Genomic DNA, 19,742 nt, shown 5'->3' with positions numbered 1-19,742 from the left:
CGCCCGCCAGCACCGGAGCACCGCCAGCCAGCCTTCGCCCGCCAGCTGCTCCACCGCCCGCCAGCCGACAAACAAAAAAGCCGGGGAATGCCCCGGCTTTTTTGTGTCTGACCCCATCGGGTGAGGCGTGCCAACCAAGGTTGGCATCTACCAGTGGCGGTGTATGGGGTCGGAGCCCTTTCCGCTGGAAAGGGAGCCGACCCCGCGCCTCATTCGACCGACAGCCCTTCCACCTTCTGCCAGCCACGCGGCAGCAGGTGGCCACGGGTGGCGCGGGCGCCCAGATAGGCCTCGAGCTCGTTGAACTTCAGGCCCATCGTGCGCTGGCCACTGCGTACCTGCAGGGTCTGCCCGGGGCTGATCGCCACGATCGCCACCACGCGTTCGGTGGCGAGCTTCGCCTTGGGGATCTCGATGATCTTGTTGCCCTTGCCCTTGTCCAGTTCCGGCAGGTCATTGGCGGCGATCGCCAGCAGGTTGCCCGAACTGGTCACCGCGACGATGCGGTCGGTGGCGACGTTGGCCACCACCGACGGCGACAGCACCGACGAGCCCGCCGACAGGTTCAGCATCGCCTTGCCGGCCTTGTTGCGGCCGATAAGGTTCTCGAAGCGGGTGACGAAACCATAGCCGTGGGTCGAGGCCAGCACGAAACGGGTATCCGGCTCGGCGCTGGCCAGGGTCACGAAGCTGGTGCCCGCGGCCGGCGAGAAGCGGCCGGTCAGCGGTTCACCGTTGCCGCGTGCCGAGGGCAGGGTATGCACCGGTGTGGAGTAGGCGCGGCCTTCGCTGTCGAGGAACGCGACCTGCTGGGTGCTGCGTGCACGCACCGCGCCCTGCAGGGCGTCGCCATCGCGATAGGACAGGGTCGAGGCGTCGATGTCGTGGCCCTTGGCGGCACGGATCCAGCCCTTCTCGGACATCACCACCGTCATCGGTTCGCTCGGTACCAGTTCGGTCTCGTCGATGGCCTGCGCCGCCTGGCGCTGCACCAGCGGCGAACGGCGCTCGTCACCGAACTTCTTGGCATCGGCCTGCAGTTCGTCGCGGATCAACTTCTTCAGCTTGGTCTTGCTGTCGAGGATGGCGATGATCTTGTCGCGCTCCTTGGCCAGCTCGTCCTGCTCGCCACGGATCTTCATCTCTTCCAGGCGGGCCAGCTGCTTCAGCTTGGTTTCCAGGATGTACTCGGCCTGGTCTTCGGACAGGCCGAAGCGTGCGATCAACGCCGCCTTCGGTTCGTCCTCGGTACGGATGATGTGGATCACCTCGTCCAGGTTGAGGAACGCCACCAGCAGGCCTTCCAACAGGTGCAGGCGACGCTCGACCTTCTGCAGGCGGTGCTGCAGGCGGCGGGTGACGGTGCTGCTGCGGAATGCCAGCCATTCGCTGAGCAGCGTCTTCAGGTTCTTCACCTGCGGACGGCCGTCCAGCCCGATCACGTTGAGGTTGACGCGGTAGCTGCGCTCCATGTCCGTGGTCGCGAACAGGTGGCCCATCAGCTGCTCGGCGTCGATGCGGTTCGAGCGCGGCACCAGCACCACGCGCACCGGGTTGGCGTGGTCGGACTCATCGCGGATGTCTTCCAGCCACGGCAGCTTCTTGGCGCGCATCTGTGCGGCGATCTGCTCGATCACCTTCGACGGCGACACCTGGAACGGCAACGCGGTGACCACCACGTTGTGTGCTTCCTTGATGTAGGTCGCACGCGCACGCACGCTGCCGTTGCCGGTCTCGTACATGTTCCGCAGGTCGTTGGCCGGGGTGATGATCTCGGCGTTGGACGGGTAGTCGGGGCCCTTCACGTGCTCGCACAGGTCGCGCACGCTGGCGTCCGGATCGTCCAACAGATGCAGCAGCGCGCTGACGATCTCGTTGAGGTTGTGCGGCGGCACATCGGTGGCCATGCCCACGGCAATGCCGGTGGTGCCGTTCAGCAGCAGATGCGGCAGGCGTGCCGGCATCCAGGTCGGTTCCTGCAGGGTGCCGTCGAAGTTCGGCGCCCAGTCGGTGGTGCCCTGGCCCAGTTCGCCCAGCAGCACTTCGGCGATCGGTGTCAGCTTGGATTCGGTGTAGCGCATCGCCGCGAACGACTTCGGGTCGTCGCTGGAACCGAAGTTGCCCTGGCCTTCGATCAGCGGATAGCGGTACGAGAACGGCTGCGCCATCAGCACCAGCGCTTCGTAGCACGCGCTGTCGCCATGCGGGTGGTACTTACCGATGACGTCACCGACGGTACGCGCGGACTTCTTCGGCTTGGACGCGGCATTGAGGCCCAGCTCGCTCATCGCATAGATGATGCGGCGCTGCACGGGCTTCAGGCCGTCGCCGAGGAACGGCAGGGCGCGATCCAGGACCACGTACATCGAGTAGTCGAGGTAGGCGCGTTCGGCGTACTCGCGCAGCGGCAGTTGTTCGAAACCGTGGAACACGGGGCGGGCAAGATCGGTCATGCGGCGTTGTTACCTATGTCGGGAGGCGGTGACGGCGGTCGCCGCTCTCAATCCAGTGATTATCCGGATGCGGCGGGGGATGCCAAGCCGCGTGCAGGGTCAAGGCCCGGTTCCAGGCCGTGACCGGCCCGTGCCAGGTAGCGTCCGGGCGGTAGCCCGAAGTGTCGCCGGAACACGGTGACGAAGGCGCTGGCGCTGCTGAAGCCCAGTGCGTGGGCGATATCGGCCACGCTGCGGCCCTCGCTGAGCTGGCGCAGCGCCTCGGCCAGCCGCGCCTGCTGGCGCCACTGGGCGAAACTGAGGGTGGTCTCGTCGCGGAAATGGCGGGTCAGGCTGCGCGGCGACAGGCCGGCCCAATGCGCCCACTGCGCCAGCCCGCGCTCGTCGGCCGGGTCGGCCAGCAACTGTGAGGCGATCTTCAGCAGGCGTCGGTCGCGCGGCATCGGCAGATGCATGCGCTGGCGCGGCGCGGTGCGGATCTCGTCCAGCAGCACGTTGATGATGTGCTGCCGCTCGGTGGTGCTCTCGTAATCCTGTGGCCAGTCGCAGATGCGTTCGGCCACCGCCTGCGCCAGCCGCGAGATGCCCAGCACGCACGGATCGGCCGGCAGTTCGGCGCACAGCGGTGCGGCCAGCACCATGCCCCAGCCGCGCAGGGGTCCATCGATGTGGACCGTATGCGGTTCGGCTGGTGGCATCCAGCCCGCCGAGCCCGGCGCCAGCGACCAGGTGCCATGTGAGGTGCGGGTGGTCAGCAGGCCGCGTTCAACGCAGATCAGCTGCGCGCGGACGTGGTGATGCCAGTCCACTTCGCGGGCCAGGCCCTGCGGGCTGTCGAAGCGGAAGGCGATGACCGGCGGGCCGTCATTGCGCTCGAACCAGTCCAGCGCTTCTTCACGCAGCAGGGTGGCAGGTCCGGGTTCGCCCGCCTTCACGTGGGCTGGGGGTGGCTTGAATGTGACATTCATTGGCTGGATTGTACTACCGGGCCAGTTGGGAGCGCCATTAAGGTGGCGCCTTCACCTGATCCAGCCCATTGCTGCAACACAGCATTCGATGCCAGATCGAATATTTCCATTGAGAAATATTTTTTTTGGAAGAGAATGCTCCCCCATGATCTGTCCTGCAACCACTCCCCCCAGCTTCGGCCTGCTGCTGCGCCAGGTGCGCGACGGCCTGGTCCGCCAGCTCGATGCGTCCATGGCCGAAGAAGACCTCGGCATCGGCTTCACCCACTACATCGGGCTGAAGGTGCTCTCGAACATGGCGCCGTGCACGGCCAACGAACTGGCCCAGGCCATCGACCAGGTGCCCAGTGCGGTCACCCGCCTGCTGGACAAGCTGGAGGCGCTCGGTTGCGTGCGCCGCGAGCCGCATGCCCAGGACCGGCGTGCACTGCAGATCGTATTGACCGAAGAAGGCCGCGCGCTGTGGGCGCGGTTGAAGCTGCGCGGCGACGCGGTGATGGATTACGCCCTGCGCGATCTGTCCGCCGACGAACGCACGCAGCTGCTGTCCCTCCTGACCCGAATCCGCGATTCCCTGACGACCCCATGAACCCGATCCCGCATCCCACTCTCCGCCGGTCCGGGCGCGCGCTGCTGGTTTCAGCGCTGGCCCTGGCCCTGGCCGCCTGCGCCAGCAGCCGTGGCCTCACCCCGCAGGGCCACGTGCTCGACGTGGACAGCCTGCACAGCGAACGCACCCTGGCCGACAGCGATCTGAGCGCTGCCGGTTTTCCCGCCCAGGACTGGTGGAAGGCACTGGGCGATACGCAGCTGGATGCGCTGATCGCCGAAGGCCTGGCCGGCCATCCGAGCCTGGACGCCGCCGATGCACGCCTGCGCCAGGCACAGTCGCAGGTCGGCACCGCGCGCGCCGATCGCCTGCCCAGCCTGTCCGTGTCCGGTGGCTACACCGGCCTGCGCCTGCCCGAATCGATGGCCGGCGATGAAATCGGTGGCCATTACGCCGGCAGCAGCCAGGTTGCCTTCGATTTCAGCTACGGCATCGACCTCTGGGGCGGCAAGCGCGCCGCCTGGGAAGCCGCCGTGGATGGCGCCCATGCCGCTACCGTCGAGGCCCAGGCCGCACGCCTGAACCTGTCCACCGGCATCGCCCAGGCCTATACCGACCTGGCCTACGCCTGGCAGCTCAACGATGTGGCCGAAGAAGAACTGGCGCGCTCGCAGAAGTCGCTGGAACTGACCCGTCAGCGTCGCAGCGCCGGCATCGACAGTGATCTGCAGGTACGCCAGGCCGAAGCCCGTGTGCCGGCCGCACAGCAGCAGTTGCTGGCGGCGCAGCAGCGTATCGATGCGGGACGCACTGCGTTGGCCGCGCTGGTCGGTAAGGGCCCGGACCGGGGCCTGTCGATCGAACGCCCGCGCGCGATGAACCCGCTGGCCCTGCAGCTGCCGGGCGTGGTGCCCAGTGAGCTGCTCGGTCGCCGCCCCGACATCGTCGCCGCGCGCTGGCGGGTGGAAGCGGCCGACAAGCAGATCAAGGTCGCCAAGACCAAGTTCTACCCGAGCCTCAACCTGACCGCACTGGCCGGCGTGGTTGCACCGAATGTCGGCGACCTGCTGCAGAGCAGCTCCAGCTTCGCCTACATCGGCCCGGCGCTGAGCATGCCGATCTTCGAAGGCGGCAAGCTGCGCGCCAACCTGGCCAACACCGATGCGCAATACGACCTGGCCGTAGCGAATTACAACCAGGCGGTGCTCGATGCATTGCGCGACGTGGCCGACCAGGTCAACGCAGTGCGCTCACTGGCGCAGCAGGCGCAGTCGCAGCAGCAGGCGGTGGATACCGCACGCGCCGCGTTCGACCTGGCCCAGCAGCGCTATCGCGCCGGCATCGGCAGCTACCTGGACGTGCTGACCGCGCAGTCCACCCTGCTGCAATCGCAGCAGCAGCTGGCCGGCCTGCAGTCGCAGCAGCTGCAGACCTCGGTGCGCCTGAGCAAGGCGCTCGGTGGTGGTTTCCAGCCCAGTGACGCCGACGCCGCACCGCTTGCTTCCCATTCCGATTCCTCGCATTCCTGAAGACGCCTGCCATGAGCCAGACCCAAGACACTGCGGCCCCCGCCGCCCCCAACCGTCGCGGCAAGCTGCTGCGCGGCCTGTTCGTGATCGTCGTGCTGCTGCTGGCGGCACTGGCGCTGTGGTACTTCATGTTCGGCCGTTGGTTCGAAGAGACCGACGACGCCTACGTGCAGGGCAACCAGGTGCAGATCACCCCGCTGGTGGCCGGTACCGTGGTTGCCATCAACGCCGATGACGGCATGCGCGTGGAGCGCGGCCAGCTGCTGGTGCAGCTGGACCCGGCCGACACGTCGGTGGCGCTGCAGCAGGCTGAAGCCAACCTGGCCAAGACCGTGCGCCAGACCCGTGGCCTGTACCGCAGCGTCGAGGGTGCACAGGCAGATCTGAACGCGCGTCAGGTGACCCTGAAGCGCGTGCGCGACGACTTCGCACGCCGCAAGGGCTTGGCCGCCACCGGCGCCATTTCCAACGAAGAACTGGCCCATGCCGGCGATGAGCTGGCGGCTGCCGAAGCGGCCGTGGCCGGTTCGCGCGAGACCGTCGAGCGCAACCGCGCGCTGGTCGATGACACCGTGATCGCCACCCAGCCGGATGTGCAGGCCGCCGCCGCGCAGCTGCGCCAGGCCTTCCTCAACAATGCGCGTTCGGGCATCGTCGCGCCGGTCACCGGCTATGTCGCCCGTCGTTCGGTGCAGGTCGGTCAGCGCGTGCAGCCGGGCAATGCTCTGATGGCGGTGGTGCCGACCGAGCAGATGTGGGTCGAAGCCAACTTCAAGGAAACCCAGCTGCGCCACATGCGCCTGGGCCAGGAAGTGGAGCTGAAGTCGGACCTGTATGCCGGCGACGTCAAGTACAAGGGCCGCATCGATAGCCTCGGCCTGGGCACCGGTTCGGCGTTCTCGTTGCTGCCGGCGCAGAACGCCAGCGGCAACTGGATCAAGATCGTGCAGCGCGTGCCGGTGCGCATCGCCATCGATGCCAAGCAGCTGGCCGAACACCCGCTGCGCATCGGCCTGTCGATGAAGGCCGAAGTGAGCCTGCGCGACCAGAAGGGCGAAGTGCTGCCGAGCGCGGCCGCCAAGGGCACGGTGTTCGACACCGACGTGTACGCCAAGCAGTTGCACGATGCCGATGAGGTGATCCACACGATCATCCAGGGCAACCTGCCGCAGCAGGGCAAGGCGAGCTGAGGCCGGCCATGTCCGCACAAGCTCCAGCTGCGCCCGGCTCTCCGGGCGCACCGGCGGCGCCGGGTGCGGCCGCCGGCTTCCTGCCACCCAGTGTGGCCCTGTGCACCGTGGGCCTGGCGATGGCCTCGTTCATGCAGGTGCTCGACACCACCATCGCCAACGTCTCGTTGCCGACCATCGCCGGTAATCTTGGCGCCAGTTCGCAGCAGGCGACGTGGGTCATCACCTCGTTCGCGGTCAGCACCGCGATCGCACTGCCGTTGACCGGCTGGCTCAGCCGTCGCTTCGGCGAGCGCAAGCTGTTCGTGTGGGCCACGCTGGCCTTCGTGATCACCTCGCTGCTGTGCGGCCTGGCCCAGAGCATGGGCATGCTGGTGCTGTCGCGCGCGCTGCAGGGCTTCGTCGCCGGGCCGATGTATCCCATCACCCAGTCGCTGCTGGTCTCGATCTATCCAAGAGAAAAGCGCGGACAGGCGCTGGCGCTGCTGGCGATGATCACCGTGGTGGCGCCGATCTGTGGGCCGATCCTCGGTGGCTGGATCACCGACAACTACAGTTGGGAATGGATCTTCCTGATCAACGTGCCGCTGGGCATCTTCGCAGCGTTGGTGGTGGGCAATCAGTTGAAGGGACGCCCGGAGCAGGTCGAGAAGCCGAAGATGGACTACGTCGGCCTGGTCACCCTGGTGATCGGCGTAGGCGCACTGCAGCTGGTACTCGACCTGGGCAACGACGAGGACTGGTTCTCGTCGATGAAGATCGTGGTGCTGGCCTGCGTGGCCGTGGTGGCGCTGACCGTGTTCCTGATCTGGGAACTGACCGACAAGGATCCGATCGTCGACCTGAGGCTGTTCCGGCACCGCAACTTCCGCGCCGGTACGCTGGCGATGGTGGTGGCCTACGCGGCGTTCTTCAGCGTGGCCCTGCTGATTCCGCAGTGGCTGCAGCGCGACATGGGTTACACCGCGATCTGGGCAGGCCTTGCGACCGCGCCGATCGGCATCCTGCCGGTGATCATGACCCCGTTCGTGGGCAAGTACGCATCGCGCTTCGACATGCGCATGCTGGCCACCATCGCGTTCGTAGTGCTGTCGATGACCAGCTTCCTGCGGTCGGGGTTCAACCTGCAGGTGGACTTCAATCATGTGGCCGGCGTACAGCTGATCATGGGTATCGGCGTGGCGTTGTTCTTCATGCCGGTGCTGCAGATCCTGCTGTCGGACCTGGATGGTCGTGAGATCGCGGCCGGCTCGGGCCTGGCCACGTTCCTGCGTACGCTGGGCGGCAGCTTCGCCGCGTCGCTGACCACCTGGCTGTGGGCGCGTCGTACGCAGGTGCATCACGCAGACCTGACCGAACACATCTCGGTGTATCAGCCGGGCATGCAGGACCAGGTGGCGGCGATGGGGCAGGGCGATCTGCAACATGGTGCGGCGGTGCTGAACAACATGATCAACCACCAGGCATCGCAGATGGGCTTCAACGACATCTTCTTCCTGCTGGGCTGGATCTTCCTGGCGATCATCACCTTCCTGTGGCTGGCCAAGCCGCCGTTCGGTGCAGGCGCGGGTGCCGCCGCCGGTGGCGGGCACTGATCGATCGTTGTTGTTGAAACGCAGAAAACCCCGCCGCGAGGCGGGGCTTTTGTTTGCAGTAGATCCACGCCACGCGTGGATGAACCGCCACGATAACGATCGCGTTTCAAATTCCGGACATGAAAAAACCCGCTTGCGCGGGTTTGATCATTGTCTGAGTCATGGTGCCCAGGAGAGGACTCGAACCTCCACGAAGTTGCCCCCGCTAGCACCTGAAGCTAGTGCGTCTACCAATTCCGCCACCTGGGCGACTCAGGAGGAGAATTTTGCAGGAAGGCTGGATATGTGTCAACACCATTTCACACATTTTTTTCTGCATCCATTCCCGCGTCCACATCCAGATGCAGCAGCAGGCTGCGCATCGGCGGCGAGAGTGATGTCCAGTCGGCAAACGCGGCGCACAGTCGGCGCTGCGCCCATGCGTTGCCGAGAGCAACGGCGACGATGCCAGTGGCTCGTCGGTGCTGCCGTGCGATCGTGCGCGGCGCGATGCCCACGCCGATGCCATGGCCCACCATCGTGCACAGGCCTTCAAACGTCTTCATGCGAATGCGCACGTCGAGCGTGCGTCCGGACTCTGCTGCCAGTTCTTCGATATAGGTCTGCAGTGCGTTGCCGTCGGCCAGTGCGACGAAGGTCTCGCCCAGCACATCGCTGAAGTCGAGCGAGCGTCGCGCGGCGAAGCGATGGCCTGCCGGCAGCAGCATCATCAGCGGGTCTTCCGCAACCACATGGCGGCGCAGCCCATCGGCGGGGACGGCGTCACTGATGATGCCGGCCTCTGCCTGGCCAACACGGATCGCACGCACGACTTCATTGCTGGTGCGTTCGTGCAGTTCGACGCGCAGGCGAGGGCGTTCGGCCAGCCATGGGGCCAGTCGCGCGGGCAGGTAGCTGGTCAGTGCCGCGGTGTTGGCATACAGGTGCAGGGTGCCGCGCGCGCCGTGGGCGAAGGCCTGCAGTTCGCCGCGCAGCTGTGCCTGCTGCTGCAGGATCAGGCGCGCGTGATGGGCCAGTGCGGCGCCCGCTTCGGTGAGGCTGACGCCGCGCGGGTGCCGGGTCAGCAGCGCGGTGCCGGCGTCGGTTTCGATCGCGCGTAGGCGTTCGCTGGCCGATCCCAGTGCCAGATTCGCCTCTACCGCGCCGGCGGTGATGCTGCCGGCTTCGGCTACTGCCAGGAACAGGCGCAGATCGGCAATGTCCAGACGCATGTCATGGCCTCGCATCGTGGCCGTTGCCTTCGGAGCAGCCGAAGGGTAGGGCGGGAATGCCGCATTGTGCGCTGAAGTGCCGCCGGCTCCAATGAAGGCATGAACGAAACGATCTACTTCTACGCGTTGCTGGTGGTGGTGTTCCTGCTGGCCGGGGTGGTCAAGGGCGTGACCGGCATGGGCCTGCCGACCGTGGCGATGGGGCTGCTGGGCGGCGCGTTGTCGCCGGTTGCGGCGGCTTCGATGCTGTTCATTCCCACCTTCGTCACCAATGCCTGGCAGCTGCTGTCCGGGCCATCTGTGGGGCAGATCGTGCGGCGGCTGTGGCCGATGATGCTGGCGGTGGTGATCGCCACGCTCGGTGCCGCCGCGTTGCTGGTGCGGGTGGATCGTGATGTCTCGCGTGCCGCATTGGGCGTGGCGCTGGTGGTCTACGCCGGGTACGCGTTGCTGGCGCCGGTGTTGCGGGTGCCGGCTCGGCGCGAGCGCTGGCTCGGACCACTGGTGGGCGCGATGTCCGGCGTGGTGACCGGCGCAACCGGCGTGTTCGTGATGCCGGCGGTGCCCTACCTGCAGTCGCTGGGGTTGCAGCGCGACGAACTGGTGCAGGCGCTGGGGCTTGCATTCACGGTGTCCACCATTTCGCTGACCACAGGCCTGGTGCTGCACGGTGCGTTCGGCGTGCAGCAGCTCGGACTGAGTGCGTTGGCGGTGGTGCCGTCGCTGGCTGGGATGTGGCTGGGGCAGGTGATCCGTCAGCGCATCAGTGCACGGGTATTCCGCGCGTGCTTCCTCGGCTTCCTGTTGCTGCTGGGCCTGGAGCTGGTGCTGCGTTCGTGGTGGTGATGCTGGCCGGACGCCAGACAAGAAAAAACCCGCTTTCGCGGGTGTTTTTCATTCTCGACATGGTGCCCAGGAGAGGACTCGAACCTCCACGAAGTTGCCCCCGCTAGCACCTGAAGCTAGTGCGTCTACCAATTCCGCCACCTGGGCGTCGAGGAGGAGAATTATGGGGTGCCGTGACGAAGGTGTCAACACCCCTGTGAAATCCCTGCGACCGCAGCGCCCAGTAGATCCACGCCATGCGTGGATGGGGTGCCGAACCCGGATCGCAGGCAAAAAAAATCCCCGCCGAAGCGAGGAGTTTTTTCGTTGGTGCCCAGAAGAGGACTCGAACCTCCACGGTTTTACCCGCTAGTACCTGAAACTAGTGCGTCTACCAATTCCGCCATCTGGGCGTTCCAGAGGCGCAATTGTGAAGATGAACCGGGGGGCTGTCAACGATTTCCTGAAAATTCCTAATGGGGATGCTTCAACCGTTTTGCTGACCCGTTCTGCACGCCCGCAACGGCTACCATGGAGGGCGATGACTACCAAAAAACCAAGCAAGGGCGGGAGCAAGTCCCGCAGTGAAGCCCCCAACAAGGGGGCCAAGGCCGGCCCGGCCCGCAACAACAAGCCGGGCAAGCCGTTGCCGGGCTGGCTCCCCACACTGGCCGAAGGTGGCGCACCGCCGTCTGGTCGAGGCCGCCGCAACGCAGAGGCACCGGGCCCCGCGCCGGGCCGCAAGCTGCCGCCGACGGGCAAGGTGATCGACGATCCCTATGCGTCCCGCGAAGCAGAAAAGTACGAACAACCCATCGCCAGCCGCGAGGCCATCCTGGCCCTGCTGGAGCGCTGCGAAGGGCCGCAGACCGCTGAAGAACTCGGCGCGCGCCTGGGCCTGACCGCACCGGACCGTGCCGAGGCACTGTCGCGCCGGCTCGGCGCCATGGTCCGCGATGGCCAGCTGGTGCAGAACCGCCGCGGCGGCTTCGCGCCCATCCAGACCTTGAACCTGGTCACCGGCGTGGTGATTGCCAATCCGGAAGGGTTCGGCTTCCTGCGCCCGGTCGAGGGCGGTGACGATCTGTTCCTGCCGCCGTATGAAATGCGCAAGGTGATGCACGGCGACAAGGTGCTGGCTCGTGTCACCGGCATCGATCACCGCGGCCGCCGCGAAGGCAGCATCGCCCGTGTGCTGGAGCGCGGCATGACGCGCCTGATCGGCCGCTTCAGCGTCGAGATGGGCATCAACTACGTGGTGCCCGATGACAAGCGCATCCAGCGCAACGTGCAGGTGCCGCCGGACCAGACCGGCGGCGCGCGCGATGGCCAGCTGGTCGTCTGCGAACTGACCCAGGCACCGGACAGCCGCCGTCCGCCGATCGGCCGCATCATCGCTGTGCTTGGCGACAAGCTGACTGCATCGCTGGTGGTGGAGACCGCGATTCACGGCCACGAACTGCCGTTCGAGTTCCCGCAGGAGGTGCTGGACGAAGCCGCCTCGGTGCCGCTGGTGGTCGAGCCGGCGATGATCGGGGACCGCGTCGACCTGCGCAGCACGCCGCTGGTCACCATCGATGGCGAGGACGCCAAGGACTTCGACGACGCGGTGTACTGCGAACCGAACGCCGATGGCTTCCGCCTGGTGGTCGCCATTGCCGACGTCTCCAACTATGTCCGTCCCGGCACGCCGCTGGACGATGAAGCGCAGAAGCGCGCCACCTCGGTGTACTTCCCGGGTTTCGTGGTGCCGATGCTGCCGGAAACGCTGTCCAACGGCATCTGTTCGTTGATGCCGAAGGTCGACCGCATGTGCTTTGTCTGCGACATGCAGATCGACCGCGAAGGCGTCGTCACCCACTCGCGCTTCTACGAAGCGGTGATGAACTCGCATGCGCGCCTGACCTACACCCAGGTGTGGCAGGCGGTGGGCGAGGACGATGCCGGCGCCAAGGCGTTCATCGGCGACCTGCTGCCGCAGGTGCAGCGACTGCACCAGCTGTACAAGGTGCTGTCCAAGGCGCGCACCAAGCGTGGCGCGATCGAGTTTGAAAGCAGCGAAGTCCGCTTCGTGCTCGACAATCGCGGCGAAGTCACCCAGGCCGGCATGCTGGTGCGCAACGATGCGCACAAGCTGATCGAGGAATGCATGATCGCGGCCAACGTGGAGGCGGCGAAGTATCTGTTGTCGCGCCATGTGCCGGCGCCTTACCGCGTGCACGAGAAGCCGCCGGAGACCAAGTACGCCGACCTGCTGGAATTCCTCAAGGAGTTCAAGCTGAGCCTGCCGCCGTGGTCGAAGGTGCGCCCGGGCGATTACACCAAGCTGCTGAAGAAGATCCGCGACCGTCCCGATGCCACGCTGCTGGAATCGGTGCTGCTGCGCAGCCAGAGCCTGGCCGTGTACAGCCCCGACAACAACGGCCACTTCGGCCTGGCGCTGGAGGCGTACGCGCACTTCACCTCGCCGATCCGTCGTTACCCGGATCTGCTGGTGCACCGTGCGATCAAGCATGCGCTGTCGGGCAAACCGCTGGACAAGTTCACTTACAACGCCCGCGAGATGGCTGCACTGGCACTGCAGTGCTCCGAGCGCGAGCGTCGTGCCGATGAGGCCGAGCGTGAAGTCGATGAGCGTTATCGCGCGGCGTGGATGGAGAAACACGTCGGTGGCCAGTTCGACGGCGTGATTAGCGGCGTGACCAGCTTCGGCCTGTTCGTGGAGTTGGCTGACTCGAAGGTACAGGGCCTGGTGCACGTGACCCAGCTGCCGCAGGACTATTACAAGTTCGACGCGACCCGCAAGACGTTGACCGGTGAGCGCCGTGGCAGCAGTTACCGGCTGGGGGACCAGGTGCGCATCCTGGTGCTGAAGGCCAGCATGGAAGAGCGCAAGATTGACTTCCGTCTGGTCGAGCACAAGGGCGAGGAAGAGGTGGCAAGCCCGGCCCCGTTGCCCGAGCGCGGCAAGCCGGCCAAGCGCACGAAAAAGAAGTATTGACCTGTAGAGCCGAGCCATGCTCGGCTGAACATTCGCTGTGTGCCAACCAAGGTTGGCACCCACCGTATCGGCACCGCTCATCAAGGTAGGTGTCGACCTTGGTCGACACGATGTTCCGGAGGATCGCAGCAATGCAGGGCCAACCCGAATACAGCGGCGGCTGCCAGTGCGGTGCGATCCGCTTCCAGGCGCGGGGCGAGCTGACCGACAGTTCGATCTGCCACTGCCGGATGTGCCAGAAGGCCTTCGGCGGGTACTACGCGCCGCTGGTCTCGGTGCGCGGCGTGCAGTTCAGCTGGACCCGCGGCCAACCGCGTTATTTCCAGTCCTCCAACGTGGTGCGGCGCGGGTTCTGCGCCGACTGCGGCACGCCGTTGACCTATGAAGCGCCCGATGGCGTGGCGGTGGCCGCCGGTGCCTTCGACCAGCCTGAGCGCCTGCCGCCGACCATCCAGTATGGCGTCGAGCGCAAGCTGCCCTTCGTCGACGGGCTGGGCAGGCTGCCGGCACGCCGCACCGAGGAAGATGTCGCCGCGCTGGAGTTCCTGGCCACGATCGTGTCCCACCAGCACCCCGACCACGACACCCCGCACTGGCCGCCACGCAGCCGTTCGGCCGAAGGGTGAACGGCGGGTAGCGCCGGGCCACGCCCGGCGAGCGCGAAGCGCGGCCGCCCCTGATGCTCTACCATAGCCACCCCCTTTCCGGTCCTGCCCGCATGAGCAAGAACAGCCAGTGGATCGTCGGCGTCAACGCCGTCGCCTCCTCCATCGAGAACGACGCCGAGAACGTCCGCGAAGTGCTGGTCGAGGCCGGTGCGAAGAACCCGCGCCTGACCGAGATCGAGGAAAACGCCCGCCGCAAGGGCATCGACGTGCGCAAGGTCAACAGCCAGGCGCTGGACGGCGTGGGCGGTTCGGTGCGCCACCAGGGCGTGGCCGCGCGTTATGCCGCCGCTCGCACCTACAACGAGAACGAGCTGGAAGGCCTGGTCACCGCTGCGGAAGGCAAGGCGCTGCTGCTGGTGCTGGACGAGGTGCAGGACCCGCACAACCTCGGCGCCTGCCTGCGCTCGGCCGCTGCGGCCGGTGCAACCGCTGTGATCATCCCCAAGGACAAGTCGGCCACGGTCAACGCCACCGTGCGCAAGACCTCGGCCGGCGCCGCCGACCGCATCCCGGTGGTGGCGGTGACCAACCTGTCGCGCTGCCTGAAGGACCTGCAGAAGCAGGGTGTATGGATCTACGGCCTGGCCGGTGAAGCCACAGCTTCGCTGTACCAGCTGGACCTGAAGGGCAACATCGCCCTGGTACTGGGCGGCGAAGCCGATGGCCTGCGCCGCCTGACCCGCGAGAACTGCGATGGTCTGGTCAAGATTCCGATGCCGGGCGAGATCGAGAGCCTGAACGTCTCGGTCGCTGCCGGCGTCAGCCTGTTCGAGGTCGTGCGCCAGCGCGGTTGATCGGCATCGCCGCAGCGTGATCGGGGCCAGATTCCTTTCCCTTGGGAAAGGAATCTGGCCCTATTTTCTGCCGGACCCCAATCCACGCATGGCGTGGATCTACTATCAGCTCTCGCGGAACTGTATGGGCCGGGGTGCCGTGGGTGTGCGGGGTGTGAGCCGCATGGATGCGGCGACCAAGCCCCCAGGGATGGGTTCACGGCGTTCCCGCACATCCACGGCACCCCGGCGATCCTGCAGAAACCGCGCTGTTGTTGTTGCCTCTGCGGGTGCGGGGCGCAGCCCCGCATCGTGCTTACCCCGCGCTGCCGCCCAGCGCCTTGAACAACGTCACGTCGTTGTTCAACTGGCTCTGCCGCACCCGCGCCAATGACAGCTCCGCATCGCGGCGGGTCTGCTGCGCTTCCAGCCAGGTGCGCAGGTCGGTGGCGCCCACGCGATAGCGCACTTCCTGCGCGCGCTCCACTTCCACCGCTTCGTCGTAAGACGCCTGCGAGGCGGTCACCTGGCGCAGCAGCTGCTCACGCGCGGACAGGGCGTTGTCCACCTCCGACAGCGCGGTGTATAGCGTCTTGCGGAAGTTGGTGGCGGCGATCTGGTAGGTGGTACCGGCCACGTCCGTATCCAGCTGCGCGCGCTGCAGGTTGAGGAAGGGCAGCGACAGGCCAGCCCCCAGCGTCGCCACCGGATTGCGCAGTACATCGCCCAGCGAGGTCGCGCTGGAACCCAAGCTGCCGGTAAGACTCAATGCCGGGTAGTACTGGGTAGCGGTCACCCGGATCGTCTTCAGGCTGTTGCGCAGTCGCAGTTCGGCCGCGCGCAGGTCGGGCCGGCGGCCGAGCAGGTCGGCCGGCAGGCCTTCTGCAATGGACGGACTCTGCGCCTCCAGCAGGTTCTGCGGTTCGTCCTTCTGCGGCCACGGCGTGCCATCCAGCAGCACGGTCAGCGCATTGCGCACTTCCACCCGCTGTTGCTCCAGCGCGCTCTGCGCCGAACGCTGCGACTGCAGGTTCTGCAGTGCCTGGCGTACTTCCAGCCGCGATACCGCACCGGCATCGAAGCGTGCCTGCACCAGTTCATGCGTGCGTTGCAGCCGCTCGAGGTTGGCCTGGCCGGTGGCGATGGACTGGTTGAGGTAGGCCAGTGCCCAGTACTGGTTGATGACATCGCCGATCACCAGCAGGGCGGTGTTCTGCCGATCTTCTTCGCTGGCGTCTGCCTCCCAACGGGCGATGTCGCGCTGGGTGCGCAGGCGGCCCCACAGGTCTATTTCCCACCCCAGCGACACACCGGTGGAATAGCTGCGGCGCCAGTCGTCGGCTTGGTCGGTGGCGCGGCTGCCACTGCCGCTCACGCCGGACGAAGAAGGTTGCGGCCACAGCGCGTTGCTGGCCAGCCCGGCCTGCAGGCGTGCACGCTGCACGGCCAGACCGGCAGCGCCGAGGTCGCTGTTGGCGGTCAATGCCTGCGCGACCAGGCGGTCCAGGCGCGCATCGCCGAAGCCGGTCCACCAGCTGTCCTCGCGGATGTCGCGGGCCGGGGTGCCCAGGCCGCTGCGCGGGTCGTCGGCCGGCGCGTTGAGGGTCGCATCGCCACGGCCATAGGTCGCGGCAACGCTGGGGTCTTCAACCGGATAGCGGCCTACCGAAGCGCAGGCGGAGAGTGCAAGCAGCACGGCGCCGGCCAGCAGCAGGCGCGAGGGAACGGGAAACGGCAGTCGGGTCATCATGTTCATTCGCGGGCCAGGGCCTCCACCGGGTCGAGCTGGGCGGCACTGCGTGCCGGCAGGAAGCCGAACGCCACACCGATCAGCGTTGAACAAGCGAAGGCGGCAATGATGGAAGCGGTGGAGAACAGCACTTGGAAATCGCTGGCGAAACGGCCGATCAACACGCCCATCAGCAGTGCCAGGCCGATGCCGAGCACGCCGCCGAGCAGGCACACCAGCACCGCTTCGATCAGGAACTGCTGGCGGATGTCGCTCTGCCGCGCCCCCACCGCCATGCGCACACCGATCTCGCGGGTGCGCTCGGTCACCGAGACCAGCATGATGTTCATCACGCCGATACCACCGACCAGCAGCGCGATGGCGGCAATGGCGCCGATCAGCAGGGTCATCGTGCGCGTGGTCTGTTCGATGGTGTCGCGGATCTCGGCGCTGTTGCTGAGGAAGAAGTCCTCGGTGCCGTGGCGCATGGTCAGCAACCGGGTGATCGCTTCCTGCGCCGCATCCATCGGCGTTTCATCGTTCACCCGCACGGTGATGCTGGAAACGTGGCTCTGCCCAAGCATGCGCGACATCACCGTGGTGTAGGGCACGAACACGCTCAGGCTGGTACTGCCGCCGAAACCGAAGCTCTGCTTCTTGGCCACGCCGACCACGCGTACCGGCACGTTGCCAAGCAGGATCACCTGGCCGATCGGGTCGCTGTCGGGGAAGAACTGGGTCCTGGTGTTCTCATCGATCACCGCCACCTGGCCGAGTCCCTTCACCGCGTCGGTGTCGAAGAAGCTGCCGCTGAGCAGGCTCACGCCCTTGACCCGGAAGTACTGCTCGCCGACGCCGCTGATCTGCGCGGTGGCCGACTGGTTGCGGTAGCGCGCGGTGACCGAACTGGACACGCTGGGGGTGGCGCTGTCGACGTAGCTCTGCCGCGACAGGGCATCGGCATCGCTGGCCTTGAGGGTCTGCACCCGCGCCGAGCGCATGTCGCCGAATCCGCGACCGGGGTAGACGTCGATGGTGTTGGTACCCAGTGCGCTGATGTTCTGCAGGATCTGCTGCTGCGAGCCGTTGCCCAGTGCCACCACCGATACCACCGAAGCGATGCCGATGATGATGCCGAGCATGGTCAGGAAGGTGCGCAGGCGATGGGCGTTCATCGCCAGCAGGGCCATCCGGAACGCTTCGGTGAAGCGGTCGCGGGCGGCCTGCCAGCTGCTGCCGTGGGCGACGCCCGTGCTCGGTTCGCGTTGCGCACGGTAGCTGGGCGCGGCCGGATTGGCGCGGTCGGCGATGATCTCGCCGTCGCGGATCTCGATGATGCGTTGTGCGTGCTCGGCCACGCTCATGTCGTGGGTGACGATGATGATGGTATGGCCTTCGGCATGCAGCTCGCCGAGGATGGCCATCACCTCTTCGCCGGATTTCGTGTCCAGGGCGCCAGTCGGTTCGTCGGCCAGGATCACCTCGCCACCGTTCATCAGCGCACGCGCGATCGACACGCGTTGCTGCTGGCCACCGGACAGCTGCCCGGGTTTGTGGTGCATGCGGTCGGCCAGGCCGAGGCGCTGCAGCAGCTGCTCGGCACGCGCGGTGCGCACCGGGCCCGGGCTGCCGGCATAGACCGCCGGCACGGCCACATTGCCGCGCGCGTCGAGATCGCCCAGCAGGTGGTAGCGCTGGAAGATGAAACCGAAGTGCTCGCGGCGCAGCTCGGCCAGCTCGTCGGGCGCCATCTTCCCGGTCTCGCGGCCCGCCACCTGGTAGCTGCCACGGGTCGGGCGGTCCAGGCAGCCGAGGATGTTCATCAGCGTGGACTTGCCCGAACCGGACTGGCCGACGATGGCCACCATCTCACCGGCATGGATGTCCAGGTTGACGTCGCGCAACACGGCGATGACGTCTTCGCCGGCAGGGAACTCGCGTCGCAGGTCGCGCAGGCGCAGCAGCGGCGCCGTCGTGCTCATCGGCGCCCCATGCCCGGGCCGCCGACCCGCATCTGCATGCCGCCACGGTTGCCGCCACCCGCGGCCGCCGCAGCGCCGCCTTCGCCGACCACCACACGCTCGCCTTCCTTCAGGCCGGACAGGACCTCGACGTTGGCGCCGTTGTTGATGCCGACCTTGACCTTGCGTGGCTGCGGCTGGCCCTTGTCATCGACCACCCGCACGATGCGCTCGCCATCGCGCGACTTCGGACCCAGTGCAACGGCCGGCACCATCAGCACACCCTTGGCCTGCTTGAGCAGCACCGATACCTGTGCGGTCATGTCGATGCGCAGGGTGCCATCAGGGTTTTCCACGTCGAACAACGCGTTGTAGTAGACCGCGCTGCTGGAGCTGGAACTGGACGAGCTGCTGGAACTGGACGAGCTCTCGTTGGCGATCGACGCCGGCGCCGGATTGATCTGCCGCAGCGTGGCGTGGTACTTGCGGTCCGGGTCGCCCAGCGTAGTGAAGTACACCGGCATGCCAGCCTTGATCTTGACCACGTCGGCCTCGGAGACCTCGGCATTGACGGTCACAACGTCCAGCCGTGCCAGCATCACGATGGTCGGCGCGGTCTGGTTGGCGTTCACCGTGCGGCCTTCCTCGGCCACCACCGCCACCACGGTGCCGTCCATCGGCGCGACGATGCGCGTGTAGGCCAGGTTGGCACGGGCGGTGCCCAGTTCGGTTTCGCGCCCCTTGATCTGCGCTTCGTAGGATTGCAGCTGCGCACGCGCGGTCTTCAGCTGGGCCTCGGCGGCATCGTATTCCTGGCGTGACGTGGCTTCGGCAGCCAGCATCTGCTGCTGGCGTGCGAACTCCAGCTCAGCCTGGCGCAGGGTGGCCTGCTGCACCGCGCGCTGCGCGGTCACCTGGTCCAGCGAGGCCTGCGCGTTGAGCACCTGGTTCTGCTGGGTGGTGGCGTCGATCTCGGCGATCAGGTCGCCTTCCTTCACTGTATCGCCCAGCTGCACCTTCAGCGACTTGATCTGGCCGGAGGCCTGCGCACCGACGCTGACCAGCTTGTAGGCATCGATCACGCCGGTAGCCTCCACCGTCTGCTCGATGTCGCCGCGGCTGACCGGGGTGGTCGCCAGGGCCGGTGCGGCCGGCTTGCGCAGCAGCCACCAGGCGGAAACGGCGGCGATCAGGACAAGCAGGGCGATCAACATCAGGCGACCCTTGCGGGTCGCGGGCAACAGGCGGGAGATCACGTGGCGGCTTCACTCTGGGGGCCGCAGTGGCGG

General features: G+C 66.7%; 14 protein-coding genes and 3 tRNA genes. 8 read left to right on the top strand and 9 right to left on the bottom strand.

Features of this window, described 5'->3' with window-relative positions; genetic code table 11:
* Positions 1 to 209 precede the first annotated feature (209 nt).
* Both parC and QOL57_RS03975 read right to left on the bottom strand, forming a co-directional pair.
* Positions 210 to 2,453, bottom strand: coding sequence for a DNA topoisomerase IV subunit A (gene parC, locus QOL57_RS03980; RefSeq protein ID WP_089239880.1), 2,244 nt, complete (start codon positions 2,451 to 2,453; stop codon positions 210 to 212).
* Positions 2,454 to 2,512: 59 nt separating this feature from the next.
* Complete coding sequence (locus tag QOL57_RS03975; RefSeq protein WP_089239882.1) at positions 2,513 to 3,421, bottom strand: helix-turn-helix transcriptional regulator; 909 nt, start codon at positions 3,419 to 3,421, stop codon at positions 2,513 to 2,515.
* A 145-nt stretch (positions 3,422 to 3,566) separates the two neighbouring features.
* Between QOL57_RS03975 and emrR the strand changes: the two genes are divergently transcribed.
* From emrR to emrB, 4 genes are read left to right on the top strand one after another with little or no spacing between them, the layout of a single operon-like run.
* Positions 3,567 to 4,010, top strand: a complete 444-nt coding sequence (gene emrR, locus QOL57_RS03970) for a multidrug efflux system transcriptional regulator EmrR (RefSeq protein WP_089239884.1) — start codon at positions 3,567 to 3,569, stop codon at positions 4,008 to 4,010.
* A complete protein-coding gene (emrC, locus tag QOL57_RS03965; RefSeq protein ID WP_089239886.1) occupies positions 4,007 to 5,500 on the top strand; it encodes a multidrug efflux transporter outer membrane subunit EmrC in 1,494 nt (497 codons plus the stop codon). The genes emrR and emrC overlap by 4 nt, the downstream gene beginning before the upstream one ends.
* A gap of 11 nt (positions 5,501 to 5,511) precedes the next feature.
* A complete protein-coding gene (gene emrA / locus QOL57_RS03960; RefSeq protein ID WP_089239888.1) occupies positions 5,512 to 6,690 on the top strand; it encodes a multidrug efflux MFS transporter periplasmic adaptor subunit EmrA in 1,179 nt (392 codons plus the stop codon).
* 8 nt (positions 6,691 to 6,698) lie between these two features.
* Positions 6,699 to 8,285 carry a multidrug efflux MFS transporter permease subunit EmrB gene (gene emrB / locus QOL57_RS03955; protein WP_089239890.1) on the top strand — a complete coding sequence of 529 codons (1,587 nt, stop codon included), beginning with the start codon at positions 6,699 to 6,701 and terminating at the stop codon, positions 8,283 to 8,285.
* A 162-nt stretch (positions 8,286 to 8,447) separates the two neighbouring features.
* Here the strand turns inward: emrB and QOL57_RS03950 are convergent.
* Positions 8,448 to 8,534: transfer RNA gene (locus QOL57_RS03950), tRNA-Leu, on the bottom strand.
* 50 nt (positions 8,535 to 8,584) lie between these two features.
* Positions 8,585 to 9,496 carry a LysR family transcriptional regulator gene (locus QOL57_RS03945; protein WP_089239892.1) on the bottom strand — a complete coding sequence of 304 codons (912 nt, stop codon included), beginning with the start codon at positions 9,494 to 9,496 and terminating at the stop codon, positions 8,585 to 8,587.
* A gap of 99 nt (positions 9,497 to 9,595) precedes the next feature.
* Between QOL57_RS03945 and QOL57_RS03940 the strand changes: the two genes are divergently transcribed.
* A complete protein-coding gene (locus QOL57_RS03940; protein ID WP_089239894.1) occupies positions 9,596 to 10,342 on the top strand; it encodes a sulfite exporter TauE/SafE family protein in 747 nt (248 codons plus the stop codon).
* Positions 10,343 to 10,402: 60 nt separating this feature from the next.
* Here QOL57_RS03940 and QOL57_RS03935 read toward each other — a convergent pair.
* Together QOL57_RS03935 and QOL57_RS03930 are read right to left on the bottom strand one after the other, a co-directional pair.
* Positions 10,403 to 10,489, bottom strand: a tRNA-Leu gene (locus tag QOL57_RS03935).
* A 160-nt stretch (positions 10,490 to 10,649) separates the two neighbouring features.
* Positions 10,650 to 10,734, bottom strand: a tRNA-Leu gene (locus QOL57_RS03930).
* 128 nt (positions 10,735 to 10,862) lie between these two features.
* Here QOL57_RS03930 and rnr point away from each other — a divergent pair.
* The 3 genes from rnr (at position 10,863) to rlmB (ending at position 14,784) form a co-directional block, all read left to right on the top strand.
* Entirely contained in the window at positions 10,863 to 13,322 is a 2,460-nt protein-coding gene (gene rnr, locus QOL57_RS03925; protein WP_089239896.1) for a ribonuclease R, read from the top strand.
* 131 nt (positions 13,323 to 13,453) lie between these two features.
* A complete protein-coding gene (locus tag QOL57_RS03920) occupies positions 13,454 to 13,948 on the top strand; it encodes a GFA family protein (protein WP_089239898.1) in 495 nt (164 codons plus the stop codon).
* 92 nt (positions 13,949 to 14,040) lie between these two features.
* Positions 14,041 to 14,784, top strand: a complete 744-nt coding sequence (rlmB, locus tag QOL57_RS03915) for a 23S rRNA (guanosine(2251)-2'-O)-methyltransferase RlmB (protein WP_089239900.1) — start codon at positions 14,041 to 14,043, stop codon at positions 14,782 to 14,784.
* Positions 14,785 to 15,079: 295 nt separating this feature from the next.
* Here the strand turns inward: rlmB and QOL57_RS03910 are convergent, their stop codons facing one another.
* Genes QOL57_RS03910 through QOL57_RS03900 form a run of 3 tightly spaced genes read right to left on the bottom strand, consistent with a single transcriptional unit; the run spans position 15,080 to position 19,709 of the window.
* Positions 15,080 to 16,519 (bottom strand): TolC family protein, encoded by a 1,440-nt coding sequence (locus tag QOL57_RS03910; protein WP_089239902.1) that lies wholly within the window; start codon positions 16,517 to 16,519, stop codon positions 15,080 to 15,082.
* On the bottom strand, positions 16,516 to 18,474 hold the full coding sequence (locus QOL57_RS03905) for a MacB family efflux pump subunit (RefSeq protein ID WP_089239904.1): 1,959 nt from the start codon (positions 18,472 to 18,474) through the stop codon (positions 16,516 to 16,518). Before QOL57_RS03905 ends, QOL57_RS03910 begins: the two co-directional genes overlap by 4 nt.
* Complete coding sequence (locus QOL57_RS03900) at positions 18,471 to 19,709, bottom strand: efflux RND transporter periplasmic adaptor subunit (RefSeq protein ID WP_089239906.1); 1,239 nt, start codon at positions 19,707 to 19,709, stop codon at positions 18,471 to 18,473. The genes QOL57_RS03905 and QOL57_RS03900 overlap by 4 nt, the downstream gene beginning before the upstream one ends.
* Positions 19,710 to 19,742: the final 33 nt, after the last annotated feature.

Origin of the sequence: Stenotrophomonas sp. yr243 (assembly GCF_900184195.1) — a bacterium.
In the GTDB taxonomy this organism is placed as follows: Bacteria; Pseudomonadota; Gammaproteobacteria; order Xanthomonadales; family Xanthomonadaceae; genus Stenotrophomonas; species Stenotrophomonas lactitubi.
This window is presented reverse-complemented; position numbering and strand designations above follow the sequence as displayed.

What these genes read in the sequence shown, in the direction of transcription:
- parC (WP_089239880.1), bottom strand. Translation starts at nt 2,453, where the DNA reads ATGACCGATCTTGCCCGCCCCGTGTTCCACGGTTTCGAACAACTGCCG.
- QOL57_RS03975 (WP_089239882.1), bottom strand. Translation starts at nt 3,421, where the DNA reads ATGAATGTCACATTCAAGCCACCCCCAGCCCACGTGAAGGCGGGCGAA.
- emrR (WP_089239884.1), top strand. Translation starts at nt 3,567, where the DNA reads ATGATCTGTCCTGCAACCACTCCCCCCAGCTTCGGCCTGCTGCTGCGC.
- emrC (WP_089239886.1), top strand. Translation starts at nt 4,007, where the DNA reads ATGAACCCGATCCCGCATCCCACTCTCCGCCGGTCCGGGCGCGCGCTG.
- emrA (WP_089239888.1), top strand. Translation starts at nt 5,512, where the DNA reads ATGAGCCAGACCCAAGACACTGCGGCCCCCGCCGCCCCCAACCGTCGC.
- emrB (WP_089239890.1), top strand. Translation starts at nt 6,699, where the DNA reads ATGTCCGCACAAGCTCCAGCTGCGCCCGGCTCTCCGGGCGCACCGGCG.
- QOL57_RS03945 (WP_089239892.1), bottom strand. Translation starts at nt 9,496, where the DNA reads ATGCGTCTGGACATTGCCGATCTGCGCCTGTTCCTGGCAGTAGCCGAA.
- QOL57_RS03940 (WP_089239894.1), top strand. Translation starts at nt 9,596, where the DNA reads ATGAACGAAACGATCTACTTCTACGCGTTGCTGGTGGTGGTGTTCCTG.
- rnr (WP_089239896.1), top strand. Translation starts at nt 10,863, where the DNA reads ATGACTACCAAAAAACCAAGCAAGGGCGGGAGCAAGTCCCGCAGTGAA.
- QOL57_RS03920 (WP_089239898.1), top strand. Translation starts at nt 13,454, where the DNA reads ATGCAGGGCCAACCCGAATACAGCGGCGGCTGCCAGTGCGGTGCGATC.
- rlmB (WP_089239900.1), top strand. Translation starts at nt 14,041, where the DNA reads ATGAGCAAGAACAGCCAGTGGATCGTCGGCGTCAACGCCGTCGCCTCC.
- QOL57_RS03910 (WP_089239902.1), bottom strand. Translation starts at nt 16,519, where the DNA reads ATGAACATGATGACCCGACTGCCGTTTCCCGTTCCCTCGCGCCTGCTG.
- QOL57_RS03905 (WP_089239904.1), bottom strand. Translation starts at nt 18,474, where the DNA reads ATGAGCACGACGGCGCCGCTGCTGCGCCTGCGCGACCTGCGACGCGAG.